The organism is uncultured Campylobacter sp. (assembly GCF_938030685.1).
Classification (GTDB): Bacteria; Campylobacterota; Campylobacteria; order Campylobacterales; family Campylobacteraceae; genus Campylobacter_B.
On the sequence record NZ_CALHHX010000191.1, the window covers coordinates 24,263 to 42,246 of the forward strand.

General features: G+C 43.8%; 15 protein-coding genes. 13 read left to right on the forward strand and 2 right to left on the reverse strand.

The genetic code is table 11. The annotated features are described in order from the left end of the window. The first annotated feature begins 27 nt into the window (after positions 1 to 27). From era to Q0369_RS09110, 13 genes are all read left to right on the forward strand, one after another. Entirely contained in the window at positions 28 to 897 is an 870-nt protein-coding gene (gene era / locus Q0369_RS09050; RefSeq protein ID WP_298098906.1) for a GTPase Era, read from the forward strand. Between the two features lie 62 nt (positions 898 to 959). After that, positions 960 to 2,480 carry a hypothetical protein gene (locus Q0369_RS09055; RefSeq protein WP_297960143.1) on the forward strand — a complete coding sequence of 507 codons (1,521 nt, stop codon included), beginning with the start codon at positions 960 to 962 and terminating at the stop codon, positions 2,478 to 2,480. Continuing rightward, positions 2,480 to 3,133, forward strand: coding sequence for a hypothetical protein (locus tag Q0369_RS09060; RefSeq protein ID WP_298098909.1), 654 nt, complete (start codon positions 2,480 to 2,482; stop codon positions 3,131 to 3,133). Before Q0369_RS09055 ends, Q0369_RS09060 begins: the two co-directional genes overlap by 1 nt. Positions 3,134 to 3,201: 68 nt before the next feature. Continuing rightward, complete coding sequence (locus Q0369_RS09065; RefSeq protein ID WP_177389139.1) at positions 3,202 to 3,561, forward strand: hypothetical protein; 360 nt, start codon at positions 3,202 to 3,204, stop codon at positions 3,559 to 3,561. Continuing rightward, positions 3,539 to 5,047, forward strand: a complete 1,509-nt coding sequence (gene mshL, locus Q0369_RS09070; RefSeq protein WP_298098912.1) for a pilus (MSHA type) biogenesis protein MshL — start codon at positions 3,539 to 3,541, stop codon at positions 5,045 to 5,047. Before Q0369_RS09065 ends, mshL begins: the two co-directional genes overlap by 23 nt. Beyond that, positions 5,040 to 5,870, forward strand: a complete 831-nt coding sequence (locus Q0369_RS09075) for an ATP-binding protein (RefSeq protein ID WP_297946458.1) — start codon at positions 5,040 to 5,042, stop codon at positions 5,868 to 5,870. Before mshL ends, Q0369_RS09075 begins: the two co-directional genes overlap by 8 nt. After that, entirely contained in the window at positions 5,863 to 6,870 is a 1,008-nt protein-coding gene (locus Q0369_RS09080) for a hypothetical protein (RefSeq protein ID WP_297951164.1), read from the forward strand. Before Q0369_RS09075 ends, Q0369_RS09080 begins: the two co-directional genes overlap by 8 nt. Beyond that, a complete protein-coding gene (locus Q0369_RS09085; protein WP_177389145.1) occupies positions 6,867 to 7,406 on the forward strand; it encodes a hypothetical protein in 540 nt (179 codons plus the stop codon). The genes Q0369_RS09080 and Q0369_RS09085 overlap by 4 nt, the downstream gene beginning before the upstream one ends. A gap of 5 nt (positions 7,407 to 7,411) precedes the next feature. Then, positions 7,412 to 9,160 carry a GspE/PulE family protein gene (locus tag Q0369_RS09090; protein ID WP_177389147.1) on the forward strand — a complete coding sequence of 583 codons (1,749 nt, stop codon included), beginning with the start codon at positions 7,412 to 7,414 and terminating at the stop codon, positions 9,158 to 9,160. After that, positions 9,157 to 10,401, forward strand: coding sequence for a type II secretion system F family protein (locus Q0369_RS09095; RefSeq protein WP_298098915.1), 1,245 nt, complete (start codon positions 9,157 to 9,159; stop codon positions 10,399 to 10,401). Before Q0369_RS09090 ends, Q0369_RS09095 begins: the two co-directional genes overlap by 4 nt. A gap of 183 nt (positions 10,402 to 10,584) precedes the next feature. Continuing rightward, positions 10,585 to 12,804, forward strand: coding sequence for a DNA translocase FtsK (locus Q0369_RS09100; protein ID WP_298098933.1), 2,220 nt, complete (start codon positions 10,585 to 10,587; stop codon positions 12,802 to 12,804). Positions 12,805 to 14,359: 1,555 nt separating this feature from the next. Next, positions 14,360 to 15,520, forward strand: coding sequence for an FtsW/RodA/SpoVE family cell cycle protein (locus tag Q0369_RS09105; protein WP_298098917.1), 1,161 nt, complete (start codon positions 14,360 to 14,362; stop codon positions 15,518 to 15,520). 134 nt (positions 15,521 to 15,654) lie between these two features. Further along, complete coding sequence (locus tag Q0369_RS09110) at positions 15,655 to 16,668, forward strand: UDP-N-acetylglucosamine--N-acetylmuramyl-(pentapeptide) pyrophosphoryl-undecaprenol N-acetylglucosamine transferase (protein ID WP_298098920.1); 1,014 nt, start codon at positions 15,655 to 15,657, stop codon at positions 16,666 to 16,668. Between the two features lie 263 nt (positions 16,669 to 16,931). Here Q0369_RS09110 and Q0369_RS09115 read toward each other — a convergent pair whose 3' ends face one another. Both Q0369_RS09115 and Q0369_RS09120 read right to left on the reverse strand, forming a co-directional pair. Beyond that, complete coding sequence (locus tag Q0369_RS09115) at positions 16,932 to 17,567, reverse strand: tetratricopeptide repeat protein (protein WP_298098923.1); 636 nt, start codon at positions 17,565 to 17,567, stop codon at positions 16,932 to 16,934. Between the two features lie 17 nt (positions 17,568 to 17,584). Next, positions 17,585 to 17,984, reverse strand: a 400-nt coding sequence (locus tag Q0369_RS09120; protein WP_298098926.1) for a hypothetical protein, incomplete at its 5' end; no start/stop codon positions are given.

Below are 17,984 nucleotides of genomic sequence, written 5' to 3' on the forward strand. Positions count from 1 at the left end.
AGATAAATTTATAAATTTAAGGAAAATATGAAAAGCGGATTTGTAACGCTCATCGGGCGAACGAATGCGGGCAAGAGCTCGCTGTTAAACTATCTCTGCGGCGAGAAAATTTCGCTCGTCTCACACAAGATCAATGCCACGCGTCGTAAGATTAACGGCATCGCGATGAACGGCGCCGATCAGGTGATTTTCACGGACACGCCCGGGCTGCACGAAAGCGCCAAGCTGATGAATAAACTGATGGTCGAAGTGGCGCTCGGAGCGATTGAGGGCTGCGATTTGGTGCTGTTTTTGGCGCCCGTGCACGACGGTACCACAGAATACGAAAAGTTTTTAAATTTAAATGCAGGCACCAAACATATCGTGATTTTAACTAAAATTGATGAAGCAAACGACGAAAAGATCGTGCAAAAGCTGCTGCAATATCAAAAATTTACCGATAAATTCGAAGCGATAATCCCCGTTAGCATCAAAAAAAAGGTCTATAAAAAGCAGGTTTTGGACGAAATTTGCAAAATTTTACCCGAGCACGAGTATTTTTACGATCCCGAAATTTTAAGCGCAACCAATGAGCGTGAAATTTATCGCGACTTCATACTTGAGGCGATCTTTGAGAGTATGAGCGACGAAATCCCGTATTGTAGCGACGTCGTGATGGAAAAAGTGGTCGAAAAACCCGGTCTAACCTCGGTATATGCGCGGATCATAACGGACAGCAATTCACACAAAGAGATGTTGATCGGCAAAAACGGCGAGGCAATAAAGCGGATCGGAATTCGAGCCAAAAAGTTAATTTCAAATTTTTCTAAGGTCAAAATTTACTTAAAATTAACAGTTTTTGTAAAAAAAAGCTGGAAAAATGACGAATTTATGGTGAAAACCGATTTTATCTATTGACATTTTATTTTATTTCTATTAGTATTAGCAGCGTAGAAAATTTCATTTGGAAGTGGAGTGTTATGGCAAAGAATAGTAAAAATGCTAGTTCGATTGTTGCGATTAACAAAGTCACGCAAACCATATTCGGTCTAAGTGAGAATGAAGTTTTCGAGCACGACTTCTCAAAAGCAAATCGTGCGAAGGAAACTTACGTCTCATATATTCCGTATAAGGATATAATGACTGCGACGGTCGAGATAAGCAGATCGGTAGAGGACGCGGATCTTTTAGATGCGATCGTCGTTAAGGTGTATGAGGAGCTGGGGCTTGACACCGCTTTGGATTACAAAATCACCTATAGTGAGGTAATAGGCGCTGGCGGCGATGATAGAATTTTCAATGTCTTCGTCGTAGATAATGCCAAACTCACTTCAGAATTCGATGCGATCGCCGCTAGGACGAACTACATCGACTATGTGGCTATGGCTCCGTTTTTATACGAGGGCTTGTATAATAGAGGCGTCCTAACTCGCGACGGAATCGACTGCTTCATCTACTTGCAGCGCGACGATGCGTTTTTGGTAGTGTATCAAAACGGCGAATATTTTCAATCTCGTCAAGTAAGATATAACCTAAAATTTTTGCATGAAAAATATGTCGAGCTAGTCGGTAGCAGGGTCGATGAAGAGAGCTTTTATAGGCTGCTTTCCAAGCAGGGAGTAAATTTAGAAAATCCGACCGAACGCGATTATATGATCCAAATTTTTGACGATATGTTTTACTACATCAATGACGTATTGAACGGTATTAGTAAAATTTACAACGTCAATATTCAAAATGTCTATATCGGAACGGATATCGGTAAAATTCCTGCGATCGAGGTTTTTGTAGAAAATAATCTAAAGCTAAGATACAAGGATTTTAATTTTAACGTTGCAATCAACGCAAAAGATTATCCGCTCACTCAGCTAGATATTTTGATGTTCTTGGTGGGTCAAGATTATTTGATTACCAAAGACGATGATCACAACTACTCACCGTTTATGAGACCTCCGCCTTTGACCCAAAGATCAACCGGCAAGCTGATAGGCTATATGCTGCTAGGCTGCTTACTTGGGGCTGCATATCCTGCGTATAATTTTGGCTACGGCTATTATAATAATATGGTAGCTGATGATAAAACTAGCGAATATAAAGGTTTAGAGGAAAAGATGGGTCCCGCTAGAACTGAAAGTGCGCGTTTGGATAAAGAGACTAAAGAGGTAAATGCTCAGGCTGCTAAGAGTGGTAAGGAGCTTAATGACAGGCGCAAACTAATTAATGCCATCTTAGATAAGAAAAATAATTACGCTATGAAGGGTGTTTCTATTTTTGAGCTAACCAATATGGTCGTTAAAAATAAGGGCAATATGGTTAGGATCGGTGATGAGAATAGGACTCTAACTGTTCAGGTGCGCACCAAAAATGATAAGCAGATGACCGAGCTTTTAGAGGATATCAGTAAAAAAGAGGTGTATGGCGTGGATACTAAAACAATCGCGCTACAAGAGGGTAATAAAACCGTCTTTTACGATAGCAACATCAGTGTGGAGGTTAAATAATGAAAAAGAAAAGTTCATTAGATCAACTTGATCAATGGTTTGCCTCCAAGGGAAATAGTGCAAATAACTATTTTTACATAGCTTTATTGTTTGTAGGTGTGGTAGCTTACTTTATTTTGAGTAGCTATGCGGATCCGTATTTAGAGGAGAGCGAAACAAATCTAAGTACTGCCACGACTAAGCTTGAAGGCGCACAAAGAGAGTATAACGAGTTTTTTGGCGGTGATCCTGATGCTTTTGTTAATAATAAGCGCAATATCCTCAATGGTGCTAGGACCAACCTTAACAATATCGTTGAAGAGCGTAAGTATCTAGACGGTAAGCTAAAAGAAATTTCAAAGCTTACCTATAATGAAAAGAACTGGGCTAAATTTATGGATAGCCTCTCAACGATCGCAGAGAATAACAATATTAAAATTTATGCTATTCACAGCGATAGAAGAGAGCCTAGCATCAAACAAATTTTTCAGCCTGAAGCCTTGCTGGATATAGATGTGAAATTTGAAGGAGCATTTTCGAACGTTCTTAGGTATATCAACCTTATCGAACAATCGGAGATGATCGTAGATGTAAATAAGATGGATATCAATGCCACTAAAAATGGCAAAATCGGTGGAAGCATCGGTATATCTATCTGGGGAGTAAATTACTAATGAAAAAGTTAATTTTATGCTCTTTGCTACTTTCTACTGCTCTATTTGCTGTAGATAATAATCAGACGGTGGCGCCTAGTAATGGAGCCTATAAAGCTAAGTACGATGCGATATTCGATGATCTTAGTAAGCCTAGAGTAGGTCTTAGTGATGAGCAGATAGCTTCTTTGCAAGATCCGTTTTATCCTAAAGAAGCTAATGCACCTAGAGAAGCTAATCAGCAGGTGGATCTAGGTTATCAGCTAGTAGGTATTATGGGCGATAAGGTTAAGCTAAACGATAAGTGGTATGGTTTGGGCGAATATGTAGGCTCATATAAGATCGTGCAAATAACGGGCAATAGCGTTATTATTACCAACGACGATGAAAATAAAGTCGAACTAACACTAAAACAAGGAAGTCAAAATGTCATTATTACATATAAGTAAAAAGCTTAGCATAGCTGCTATGCTTGCTTTGTCTGTTACGGCTACTAGTCTATATGCCGCTCCCGCAACTGCAGGTAACTGCGATAGGAAGGCGCTAAATATTAAGATTAACGATACCGTTACGCTAAACGAGATGCTAACTCAGCTATCCGATATGTGCCACTTCTCAGTGGTAGCAAAAGACGCTATTGCTCAAGAGGAGATGAGTAAGCCACTGCAAGGTGTAAGCATCAAAGACCTTTCTTTACGCGAAGTTTTAGATCTACTCATAAAAGAGAATAATCTAAGCTATGAGTATTCTCATGGCATATTAAAAATTTCAGCGCTAGAGACTAGGACTTTTAAAGTGGATTACATCACCTCTATTAGAGAAGGCACTGCTGTTACTAAATCTTCTGTCGATTCCGCACCTACTAAAGTAGATAATGGCGATAGTGATAAAACAGAAAATGACGATAATAAGATCACTACCAAAGAAAAATTTGATTTTTGGGAGAAGATTAGTGAGGAAATCACCTCCGTTCTAAATAACGGTACCGAAAAATACGTCGCAGTCGCTCCTATTATAAATCAAAATGCTGGTTTAGTAACTGTTACTGCTATGAAGTCTCAGATAGCTCGCGTCGATAGATATCTAAGTGGTATGCAAAAACGCCTTAGTCGTCAAGTCTTGCTAGATGTAAATATCATATCTGTCGAGCTAAATAACGAATACACCACCGGTATAGATTGGAGTAAATTTCAACTAGGATTTAATACCTATGTAGGTGGAGATCCGACTAAGCTTTCAGGATATCACATAGATAACGGAAATAGAGGAAAGGCTAGCGATACTCACGGAACTTGGACGATAGGGGCTAATCTAAATTTCAATATCGACGGTTTGATTAACTTCCTAGAGACTAAAGGTAAAACTAAGGTTATTTCAAGCCCTAAGGTAACTACGATGAATAATCAGCCTGCTATTATCTCTGTAGGTGATACTATTAACTATGTATTAAAATCCACTACTACAGGTGATTATCAAGGCGGAGATACTCAGTCAGATGATCAGTATTCGATATTTGTAGGTATTCTTTTGAATATCTTGCCTGAAATTTCAGATGATAATAGGATTATGCTACGAATTAATCCATCTTTAAGCTCTCTTAAATACGCAGAGGACAATGTAAGAACAAATAATAGAAGAGAGATTGCACCTGATACCTTACAAAAGAAACTCTCAAGCGTAGTTTGGGTAGATGATGGCGATACTGTAATTTTAGGCGGTTTGATTGGTGCAACTAAGTCGAAAGATAACACTAGGGTGCCTGTGCTAGCTGAAATTCCATTAATCGGAAATCTTTTCAAAAGTACTGCCGATGTTTTGCGAACGTCGGAGTTAATCTTCGTAGTAACTCCACATATCATCGACAATACCGGCGCGCCGCTTGCTACCTCTCTTAAAGAGCTAGGTTACTCAAAATCCATCTACGAAAATGAGTAATAACTATACGGCGATCAAGGAGATTTTTATCGAGGATAACGAAGTCTCAGACTTCGTTAATCTCGATAAATCGACCCTTGCTTATCATAAAATTTTAAATGCTTTGCAAAAGCCGTTAAAACTTATACTTTTCTACGGCAAACCGGGCTGTGGCAAGACATTTTTGCTTAATAAAATCAAGGTCGATCTTGAAAAAAAGGTAAGAGTCGTATTTGTGCCGCAGCCGTTTTTTGATGAGAAAGAATTTTTCTTAGAGCTTTATTCGCAGATTTTTCATTCTACTCCTAGCGAGCCGATTGATAATTATGAAAATTTTATGCGGATTTATAGAGAAAGATTTGGTATCTCTACCAATGTCGGAGCGGTAGAGCAGGTCGTTATTTTGCTCGACGAAGCTCAGCTGTATCCAGGAAATTTAATAGAAAAAATTCGCCTTATGGCAGATACCAGATTATTTAAATTTTTATTTACAGTGCATAAGACGGACGAGGAAGATCGCCTCGCGAAGGATTATTTTAAAACTAGAATTTGGGAGAGCATCGAGCTTCCTAATTCAAATTTAGGCGAAGTCAAGCTGTATATTGAAAAAAAGCTTGTGCTTCATGGCTTTCAACAATACTATTTTATGTTTAGCGACGATAATTTCGATTTGATTTTAAATTTAACGGACGGTAATATGAGGAATATCAACAAGCTTATGTATAAGATGTATGAGCTTTTTGAGTATTACGAGGTAAATAAACCTACGGAAATTAGTTTTTCGCAGATTAATAATAAAATCATAGAGATGGCAGCGATAGGCTCGGGGATAATAAATGCTTGAATTTTACGAAGTAAACGAACTTGAAAAAAAATGGGAAGAGTATAACAAAAACAGAAAGCAGTTTTCTTTCCTGAAATCTAAGCCGAATTTTGTATTGAGATTTGACAAGACGATTTTAGGGCTTTTAATTTTGATCTCGGTTGCGATCGGAGCGATATTTTGGCTGCTTAAAGATAGCGATAGCGTTAGCATGGCAAGCATCAATCAAAATATTGAGGATAAGGGCGGAGCTACAAATTCTGCTAATGATGCCGAGCAGCAGGCGGCAGATCTTGCAGTGCAAAATAATATCTCTAAAGAAGATTACAATATCAGCGCGCCGAAAGTTGCCCGCGCCTCTAAACATGAAAAGGAACGCCCAAGTTTAAATTTAAACGACGTAGGTGTGCTATCCAGCGAGGATTCCGGTGGATTTAAGATAACCAATAATTACGAAAATGGCGGAAACTATGGCGGGCAGGCTCAGGCGCAGAATTTCGGCGGTCAAAATTTTGGTGGACAGAATTTTGGCAATCAAAATGCTCCTACATTTAACGTACCTAATACCAATAACGCAGCTTTTGCAAATCAGCCGCCTAAAAACGAGGTTATAGATTTTGGGCGTGCTCCATTGCCGCCTAAATCAAATTTCTCGGGAGGTTCTACAAATACCGCAAGTAGCGCTCCGCTAAGTTCCAGAATTGAGATAAAAACTTCAAATTTAAGCGAAGATAAGCAGAGCTTGGAGAGTAAATTTTACGCAACGAATAAGATTGAGTATTCGCTATCGCTAGCCGAAGAAGCGTATAATAAGAAAGACTACGACAATGCGATCAAATGGGCTCTTACGTCAAATGAGCTTGATAAGGACAACGTCGCCAGCTGGATAATTTTTGCTAAAGCCAATTATAAAAAGGGTCGTAAAGAAGACGCGCTTTACGCTCTTGAGACTTTTAATGCAAAGGCGAAAAATAGCGAAATTTCTAACCTCATTTCAAAGATAAGAAGCGACAAACTATGAAAATTTTATATATTTTAGCTTTTGCGATCGCGTCGTTATTTGCAGTTAGCGCCGATGACGTGCGCAACTGGGATCAGATCGGTCAGTACAACCGTATCTGCCAAGAAAGCGTGCGAAATTTATTCATCGAAGAGCAGAGCGAGGCACTTGCAAATATGTATGCTAAAGCGTGCCTAAAGATGGATAAAGTAAATGAGCTCGTCGTGCCTACGGTGATGCTTTATAAGACGAAAGAGGCTCGCGAGAATGCTTCTCTTTATTCGACTATAATTTTTCAAAAAAAGATGCTTTATTTAGCACTTTGTGATGGCGTGGATATTAGTTATATCCGCACGCCCAAGATCAATTATATTTTGTCTGAAATTTTTGATAAATTTACGGAGAGAGCATACGTAAAAAAGAGTGATACGTATGTCTTTACCCTAGAAAACGGCGAGCGCGCCGAGCTTTTTATCAAAGAAGAGGAAGAGGTAAAAAAGATGGTAATTGCAATTTATGCTGGCGATAAGCTTAGCTCGATTAAAATTTATTGGTGATCGCGATGACAAAGATTGAAGAGCAGATCGTTGCGATTTTAATACGAAACAATATCCTTACTAGCACCGTTGTTCCGGAAATAAAGGACAAGATGGATATTGGCTTGACGCTAGGCGAGGTTTTAGTCGGAGATAACTATCTAAGCCAGGATGATTTTTGCTCAATTTTAGTTGAGCTGTACAAGCGTCGTCAGATAGCATTTGACGATATAAGCGAAAAATTTTCGATGGATCCGAAGGAATTTTTGCAAATTCTAGCCAAGAAAATGAATCTGTCGTATATGAATTTAGACGATATCGACATAGACTTTAGGCTATCGGAACGCACTCCTACCGCACAGCTTAAAAGATACGGCGTGATACCGGTTAAAGCGGATGATCTGAATATTTACGTTGCTTTTTCTGATCCGTTTAATCTTGAGTCGCAAGATAAAGCGCAGGCTATGTTTAGCAAACAGCTGCTTAAAATCGTAGTAGCCGATCCAAATCAGGTAAATAAATATCTATCTAAGCTTGAGCTTTCAGAGAGCATTAAAGGGCTCGTAGCGGAGATACGCAAAGAGCTCGCCAACACCGGCGGTAGCGGAAGCAGCGATGATACCTCGGCGATTTTGAAGCTCATTGAGATGATAATTAGTCAGTCTATTAAGATGCGCGGTAGCGATATTCACATCGAGCCTACCGAGAATAACTGCGTCGTGCGCACCAGAATCGACGGAATGCTCGCTGAAATTTTTATCTTTGATAAAGATATCTATCCGCCGCTAGTAAGTCGATTGAAGCTACTTTCGAATATGGATATCGCCGAGCGTCGCAAGCCGCAGGACGGCAGGTTTAGTATGAAAATTTCAGGTCGCGAATATGACTTTCGTATCTCGACGCTGCCTATTATCAACGGCGAATCTACCGTTATGCGTATCCTCGATAAATCCAAGGTTATCATCAGCCTCGAAAAACTAGGCATGCACCCTGATAGCTTTAAGAAATTTAATAACGCTATGAAGGCTCCATATGGTATTATCTTGGTTACCGGACCTACGGGAAGCGGTAAGTCTACGACGCTATATGCGGCGCTAAACGATATTAAAAATATTGATACTAAGGTTATTACCGTAGAAGATCCGGTCGAGTATCAAGTAAATTTAATCCAGCAAGTCCAAGTTAACGAAAAAGCAGGTCTTACCTTCGCTTCAGCATTGCGCTCGATCTTAAGACAAGACCCCGACATCATAATGATCGGGGAGATCCGTGATCAAGAGACCCTTAGGATCGCGATCCAGGCTGCTCTTACGGGGCACTTGGTTTTCTCGACCCTACACACCAATGACGCCGTTAGCGCGATCCCACGAATAGTGGATATGGGTATAGAGGCCTACCTCATAAGCGGTGCGCTCATTGCAGTAGAGGCACAGCGTCTCGTGCGAAAGCTTTGCCCGCACTGCAAGCAGCCTACGAATCTGCCTAAATCGATGCTTGATCAGCTGAAGGAATTCTTGCCTGAAAAATACACATTTTTTAAGGCCGTAGGTTGCGATCAATGCGGTCAGACGGGCTATATGGGGCGTGAGATGATTAGTGAAATTTTACCTATTACCGATAAAATGCAGAGCTTGATCGCTAATGGCGGCTCAAAGGACGATATGAGGGCCTTGGCGAAGGAGGAGGGTTTTATAGATATGTTTGAAGATGGTGTTATACGTGCTGCGCGCGGAGTAACTAGTATAGAAGAAATTTATAGGGTGGCTAAACAATGAAAAAGCAATTAGAAGTTGAATACAACGCCAAGGGCGCAAGAAAGAAGATGTTTTTGCAAGCTAGCGATAAGGTGCAAGCAAACAACCTCATGAAGCAGCGCGTAGGCGGGACGATCGTAAAAAGAGGTGAAACCCAAGTCGTGGCGAATACGGGCGGCGATTTTAAGGCGCAGGTTTCGCGCATGCTAGGTGGTAGCGGAAGAGTTAGAACGCTGCCGTTAGTAGCGTCGATTCGTCAGCTTTCGGTTATGACAAATGCGGGAATTTCAATCCACGACTCGATCAAAGAGGTCGCAAGAGCGGCAGAGGATAAGACGCTAAAAGAGATTTTTAGTGCTATGAACGACGATCTTAACGCGGGTCTTAGTCTTACCGAATCTACGGAGAAATTTAGAGGTCAGCTCGGTGATGTCGTCGTCGCGATGGTAAGCCTTGGTGAAGCAACCGGTAATATGGCAGAGTCTCTAGCCAAGCTTGCCGCTATGCTTCAAGAGCTTTGGGAGAACCAACGTAAATTTAAAAAGGCGATGCGCTATCCGATGATCCTTATGATCGTTATGGCAATTGCGTTTTCGGTTTTGATGATGTATGTTGTGCCGAAATTCCGTGAGATTTTTGAGGATTTGGGCGCGGATCTGCCGCTGCCTACTAGAATTCTACTTGGTATCGAAAGCACGCTTAATAATTATGGAATTTTTGTTTTAGTAGGCATTATAGGCACTATCATAGCTCTTAGATGGGCGTATCGCAATAACGATGAGTTTAAAAAGGGCTTTGATAAGACGATTTTAAAGGTCTATCTATTCGGCAAGATTATATTTTTCTCTACGATGTCACGATTTATGCTTATTTTTACAGAGCTCGTGCGAGCGGGTATTCCTATCGCAGATGCGCTGGATACATCTGTTTTAATGGTGGATAATCATACTTTAAAAGAGAAGCTCTCTACCGTTAAAATCGCCGTGCAGCAAGGCGTGAGCCTAACCGAGGCGTTTAACAATACAGGGCTTTATGAGAGTATGCTTATTCAGATGATCAGCGCGGGCGAGCAGGCCGGTAACCTCGATAAGATGCTTGGCAACGTCACGGATTATTATAAAGAGAAATTTGACGATATCATCGATAATATCTCAAGCTACGTCGAGCCGATCATGCTATTTTTTATGGCGGGCATGGTTCTTCTTTTGGCTCTGGGTATCTTTATGCCTATGTGGGATCTGGGCAAAGCCGTCAAAAACTAACTCCTTTAATTCCGCGCCTGTGAGGGCGCGGAATTTTATCAAAGCATTAAAATTTCATCCTTCAAATAAAATTTTAACCTTCGTTTGGCTAAAATACCGCTTTAAATTTAAGGATCAATCATAGTTAAAGAAATATATTTTATCGTCGTATCGGCTATCATAATATTTTTTGGGCTTGCTACTATTGCGCCCGATTCCGCGCTTGTAGGCAGCGCGGGTAACGCCATTCGCTCATTTAATATCGGGCTGTTCGGCTACTTCGCTTATATCTATCCGCTATTTTTGCTCGCCTTAGCATACGTAGCCTATAAGCATTTTCGCGGTTTTGACTTTAGATTTTTTGAGTTTAGCATCGGAGCCATTTTGCTGTTTTTTACCATTTTGATGGTGCAGTCGAGTCTCTTTGGCGCTAGTGGCGGAGCAGTCGGCAGCTTCGCGGTGGACGGACTTAGGCGAATGATCGGAAGCGTCGGTGTGTGGATTTTTAATATTACGATTTTTGTGCTTTCGCTAGTGCTTATATTTGAAGACCGCTTTACCGACATCATCAAAAACTGCTTTATTGGCTCAAGAGACGAAAGCTCACAGGATGGAATTGGAGATGATTTCGCTAGCGATACGGATGCAGCGCAAAGGGGCGGGCTTGCAAGGTATTCGTCTGCGCAAGGCTTGAGAGGTACGGAAAATTTTAACGCTTCGAATGACGCTTTGAGCGCAGAGGACAATTCGGCGAAACAGGGTAATTTTGCGGAGCGAGGTGCAAGCGGGCGCGGTTTTGAAGGTGAGCGAAATTTACAAAATTTAAACGATACTCGCGAGCCTGAAAATGAGCAGAATTTTGGTGACGCGCAGGGTCTGCAGGCTTCCGCTGAACGCGAGCTTAAAATGCCGCAAAAGGGAAAGCCGAGCAGGCTAAAAAGGGTCGAGCGCCTAAGCGAAGTCGCCGAAAATAAAAGGCTTTTGGATCAGCTCGATAAGGGCAGGGTGGCTAAGCCAAAGGATTTTAAACTGCCGCCGCTTGATTTTTTAAATTTGCCGCCGAAAAAGAAAAGCAATATCGACGAGAGCGAGATTGATCGTAAAATTTACGACCTGCTCGATAAGCTGCGTAAATTTAAGATCGACGGCGACGTGGTGCGGACCTACTCGGGCCCGGTCGTCACGACCTTTGAGTTTCGCCCAGCCGCGCACATCAAGGTAAGTAAAATTCTAACGCTGCAAGACGATCTGGCGATGGCACTTCGGGCGCAGACCATCCGCATCCAGGCGCCGGTTCCGGGCAAAGACGTCGTGGGCATCGAGATCCCAAATCAAAATATCGATACGATCTATCTGCGCGAAATTTTAGAAAGCGACGTGTTTAAAAGCGCCTCTAGCCCGCTTACGATCGTGCTTGGCAAAGACATCGTGGGGCAGCCCTTCGTCACCGACCTTAAGAAGCTGCCGCACCTTCTCATCGCAGGCACCACGGGAAGCGGTAAGAGCGTGGGTATCAACGCCATGCTGCTTAGCCTTTTGTATCGCAACTCGCCCAAGAGCCTGCGTCTCATAATGATTGATCCGAAGATGCTCGAGTTTAGCATCTACAACGACATCCCGCACCTGCTAACGCCCGTCATCACGCAGCCTAAGCAGGCGATCATCGCGCTGAGCAACCTTGTAGCCGAGATGGAGCAGCGCTACTCGCTCATGGCGCAAAACAGGACGAAAAATATCGATAACTACAACGAAAAGATGCTGCGCGAGGGCGGCGAAATTTTGCCTTACATCGTCGTTATCATCGACGAGCTCGCGGATCTGATGATGACGAGCGGCAAGGACGTGGAGCACTATATCGCGCGTCTGGCGCAGATGGCGCGCGCCAGCGGCATCCATCTCATCGTAGCGACGCAACGCCCAAGCGTGGATGTCGTCACGGGGCTGATAAAGGCGAATCTGCCTAGCCGCATCAGCTTCCGCGTGGGTTCAAAGGTCGATAGCAAGGTGATTTTGGATCAGATGGGCGCGGACAGCCTGCTCGGGCGGGGCGATATGCTCTTTACGCCGCCTACCGCGCCGGGGCTCATCCGCCTGCACGCGCCGTTTACGACCGAGAATGAGATCAATAAGATCGCGGAATTTTTAAAGGCGCAAGAAAGCGTCGTTTATGACGAGCGATTTTTGATCGAGAACGAGGGCGCCAAGCAAGAAGGCGGCATAATCAATCCGCAAAATATCGTGCTTGACGAGCTTTACGACGAGGCGAAGGCGATTGTTTTGGAGGAGGAGAAGACCTCGATCAGCTACCTACAGCGCCGCTTGCGTATCGGATACAACCGTGCCGCGACGATCATCGAGCAGCTCGAGCAGATGGGCGTTTTAAGCGAGATCAACGCCAAAGGTCAGCGCGACATAATCAAGTAAGCTTTAAAATTTCGATGAAATTTAAACGGCGAAATTTTGAAATTTAATTGGATTTGCGGGCGCCGGAATTTTTGAAATTTGATCGGTCTGCGTCGGTGGAATTGTAAATTTTATAAATTTTAAAATTTATCGGATTTGCCGCGGCGGAATTTTAAAATTTTCGGCCCCTGCGGCGGATTTAAATTTTAAAATTTGCGTGTTCTGCGGCTCGCGCTTGTGCTTCTGTGGCTGTAGCAAGGCGGACGGTTTACATGGATGCGCGGATGTGTCAAAGTTCTTTGCGGTGCGGGAGGCGTTTAAAAGTAGTGCTCGGCGGGTATAAACAGCACGTTTTGCAGCTTGCGTTTGCGACGCGCCTGCTTTAAGACGTATTGAAATTTAAAGCGCGGTTTAATTGAACGCTGTGCTCTTGGCACTAAATTTCAATCGCGGCGTGAAATTTCAAAGTGCAAGCGGAGTAGAAATAGGGCGGTTTTAAAATTTAAAAATTGATTGTAAAAATTTTGCGATTTCAAATTTTATAAATTTACAAAGAGTGACAGAATTTAAAATTTTAAAATTTGTCGCAGCGGACTTGAATTTTAAATTGCGCAGCGCCGATATGAAACGTCTTGCGACTGCGCAAGAGGGAGAAGTTGCTGCAGACTTGGCTTGCCGCGTGAGTACATTGGCAGAAAGATTTCATGCTTTGAAGGTCGATGCGCAGAGTACTGAGGTTGTCCGTTCACAGCGGCTGATTTGCAACGCGAGTGCTCGCACTGCACACGCTAAAAGCCGTTGTGTCGCAAGCCGCTCACAAAAAGCTGTTTGGCGCGCGGTGTTTTGTGTGGGTATAATTCGCAGTGCGGCTGCATACAGCATGTTTTGCGAGCGAGTGTTTACAATGCTCTGTGGCGCAAAATTTTAAATGAAATTTGTGTCACTGCGCGCATAAATAAATTTGCGCTATAGCGGCAAATAAATTTAAAACGAAATTTCGCACCGTCTGCAAGTACAAACGCGTTTTTGCAACGAAGTCGTATTTTACAGTGTGGCTGCGTTGTAAGATACGGCACATTTTGCACCGCGGCATGTTGAAAATTGATCGACATGTTAACAACACGTAGCGTAAATTTGCAACTACCGCGCTCTACCGGTGTGTATAGCGTTAAGACCTTGCGACTACCGTTGTATTGCTCTTGTGCGCGATTTTGCGCAGTTGTGATTTGCGACCTTGTTATCGCGTGCCGAAAGTCGCCGCGATATGTTAAAATAGAGCGTATGCAATGCACGCTTGCGGGATAACGCAAGATTATACTTGTTGTGGCGTGCTATCCCGCAGCGCATGCCGCAAATCCGCCGATATGCGAAAATAGAATGTGCGCCGCGCGTCAAAGACGCATAATCGCATTGCGTGCCAAAAGACAATGCGCAGTCGTGCCGTATGCTTTTTAAAAGGCGGTGCCACGATCGGCGCCGTGCGGCACGGGCGCGATGCGAGGTTTCAAGCCTCGCGCGGTGGACGAAGCGTGCACGGCGCACGTAAATGCGAATAAATTTTAAAACGGAGAGACGATTGAGAACCGATAAATGGCTATATTACTTCACCTGCGCGCTCATTACGATCGGCATGATATTTTCGCTGTCGCTGAGCTCATATACGGTGCTTCTGCTGGGCGCTACGCCACTGCATTTTTTTTATCGTCAGTGCGCGGTAGGGATTGCCTGCATCGCGGTGATGTGGATCGTCTCGCGCGCCGATCCCGATAAATGCCTAACGCCGGTGTGCATGTCGCTTTTTGCGATAATGGGGATTTTGATGCTCGCGATGGGCTTTTTGCCCAAGTCCTTGGTCGCCGACGTAAACGGCGCGGCGCGCTGGATCAGGCTGCCGTTTTTTAATCTCGCGCCGGTGGAATTTTTCAAGGTGGGCTTCATCTACTTTTTGGCGTGGAGCTTCTCGCGTAAGCTCGATCACTCCAAAAAAAGCATCGGGCGGGAGATCGCGACTCTGCTTCCTTACGTAGCGCTTTTCGGCTTCGTCGTCATCCTAGTCGCCATCGTGCAAAACGATCTGGGGCAGGTCGCGGTGCTGGGGCTTACGATGATTTTTATGTCGCTTTTTGCGGGCACGAGCTTCAAGCTCATCGGCTTTAGCTTTATGGGGATTTTGGGGCTTGCTTACGTTTTTATCGTCACGAGCGCACATAGGGTCGATCGCGTGCGCTCGTGGTGGGGCGGCGTGCAGGATTTCGTGCTGTCGTTTATGTCGCCGGAGACCGCTGCAGGGCTGCGTATAGAGGACGCTAGTGCGCCGTATCAGGTCGGACACTCGCTAAATGCGATAAACAACGGCGAGTTTTTCGGGCAGGGGCTTGGGCTCGGGAGCTTTAAGCTCGGATATCTGAGCGAGGTACATACAGACTTCGTGCTCGCAGGCATCGCCGAGGAGTGGGGGTTCGTCGGGATTTTGCTCATCGTGGCGCTATTTTATGCGATGCTCTTTCGCATCTTTCAGACCGCGAGTAAGTCGCCGAGTAACGTGAATTTCCTCTTTTGCCTGGGTATCGGCTTTATGTTTTTCTTTTCGTTCATTATCAACTCCTACGGCATCACGTCGATCTCGCCGGTTAAGGGTATCGCCGTGCCGTTTATAAGCTACGGCGGCAGCCACCTGCTCGCGGCGTCGTTTGCGGTGGGGCTCGTTTTGATGGCGTCGAAAAGGGCGAAATTTTAAAGCTTTTTCGGGTTTTGGACGAGCGCGATTTAAATTTAGGCGTAAATTGAGAGCCGAATGCGCTTAAAATTCTATGCCGAAGCGCGCCGAGGCTCAAATTTAAGCGCGAAATTTTATAAATTTAAAGGAAAAGTATGGTCATAGCAATCAGCGGCGGCGGCACCGGCGGGCATCTGATAATCGCTAAAAATTTAGCCGCTCATCTTGCGAAGCAGGGCATCGGAGCAATCTTCATCGGCTCAAACCGCGGGCAGGATCGCGCGTGGTTTGAAAATAGCGAGCTTTTTGCGCGCACCTATTTTTTGCAAAGCTCGGGCGTCGTCGATAAAAAGGGCATCGCCAAGCTAGCCTCGCTGCTAAATATCCTGCGCCTCTCGCTTGCGGCGCGTAAAATTTTAAAGCAAAACGGCGTCCGCGCGCTTATCAGCGTGGGCGGATACAGCTCGGCGCCCGCATCCATCGCAGCGATCCTTTCTCGCGTGCCGTTTTTTATCCACGAGCAAAACGCCGTTTGCGGGCGACTTAACCGCCTACTAAGGCCCTTTGCGCGCACGTTTTACAGCTCCTATGAAAAGCCCGCGTTTGCTTATCCGATCGCGGATATTTTTTTCGAGACGGCGCGGCTGCGCACAGAGCTTAAGAGGGTCATCTTTTTGGGCGGCTCGCAGGGAGCGAGCTTTATCAACTCGCTTGCCGTGGAGCTTGCGCCCAAGCTTTTGGGCCTCGGCTACGGCGTGATCCATCAGTGCGGCGAGCGCGAGTTTGAGCGCATCTCGCAGATCTACGCGCAGCAGGGCCTGGATGTACAGCTCGTAGGCTTTTGCAAAAACATGCACGAGCTCATCGCAAGCGCCGATCTTTGCGTCGGACGCAGCGGCGCAAGCACGCTGTGGGAGCTCTGCGCAAACGGCCTGCCTGCGATATTCGTGCCGTTTCCGTTCGCGGCGGCGGATCATCAGTTTTATAACGCGAAATTTCTTAAGGAGCGCGGGCTGTGCGAAATCGTGCGTCAGCAGGACGCAAGCGGCGAGCGGATCTTGAGCTTGATTGAAAGCTTCGACGTGGCGCGAGCGAGCAAAGGACTGCTTGAGCTAGCTGATAAAAACGGCGCGCAAGCGATCATTGGCGACCTAATGAGTAAAATTTAAGGTGTTTCTGTTTTTTATTCCTGCGTTTTGCGCGCAAATTTCATCGTAGGATAGGGCGAATAAATTTCAAAATTTACTTTTTGTGCGCTTTGTTACGCGTAAATACGGCACAATAGGGCAAAATATGATGCTTTGAGAACATAAGGCTAAGTAAGACGGCTACGTAAGGGCGGCGCAAACGAGAGTAGCGAAAATTTAAATTTGATTTGGGAAAATTTGAGCGGATTTACTCGAACGTAAATTCGGCTCGGGTAATTTTAAGTCTATTTTAATTTTTCATACAATTCACAAGTGAGTTGCCAAAAATCTTTATTGCTTGGATTTTGTGCTTCTGAGTCGTTTTTACCCAACTCGCAAGCCTTTTTGTAATATTTAACAGCCGTATTCTTATTGCCTAAAGCAATATTATATGCACCAAGACTTGAGCATCCTCGCCAATTGTTTTTATTGCAAGCGTATTTATAGCAAGATACGGCTTTTGTTATATCTTTTTTCACGCCATATCCATTATTGTACATTATCCCAAGATTGTTACATGCCATAGGGTCTCCAATATCGCAAGTCACTTTCCATAAGCGAGCCGCTTCTTTATAATTTTGTTCGATCCCGGCAATCCCCTTATAATACATAGCTGCGAGATTTCCGCAGCTTTCAATAAAATATTCATTTTTTTGAACAGCTTTGTTCATTTTGCAAACTTTTTCAAAATAGTATTTTGCTTTTTTGTAATCTATCCTTTCTCCGCCAACCATAAAGTAATATTCACCGATTACCGTGCAATACTTTAAATTTCCACCCTCGCACTCTTTATCGAAATATTCGATTTGAGCTTGTGTTAATTCTTCAGCAGAAAACGCCAAATTCGCTAGAACTGCTAAAACTAAAATTACTTTTTTCATTCTTTTCTCCTTTGAAATTATTTATGAATGCAATACGCTAAACACGCAAGTAGAGCCATTATTATGAGCAAAAGAACAATCAGAATAGGAAATCCTATCTTTTTATCTAATTTCTTATCGTGCCAAGTTATTGTTGCATAGACAATAAAGCCCGCTACAGCTATAGTTAATACATTAATCCATAAATCTTTATCTAATATATTAGCCCATGCGCCGCCTACTATACCGCCCAAAATCGATAAAGAAACCTGGACAAAAGCTTCATTTTCTTTATCTTCATTTATATTTTTCGTTTCACTTTCTTTCTTATTGTTGTTCATGCCGTTTTGGGTCAAGGCTTCGTTCCCGTTAATCTTATCCTCAGCCATATTTTTCCTTTCAACCAAAAATTTAGTGCATTCTATCCCCCCCCCCCCC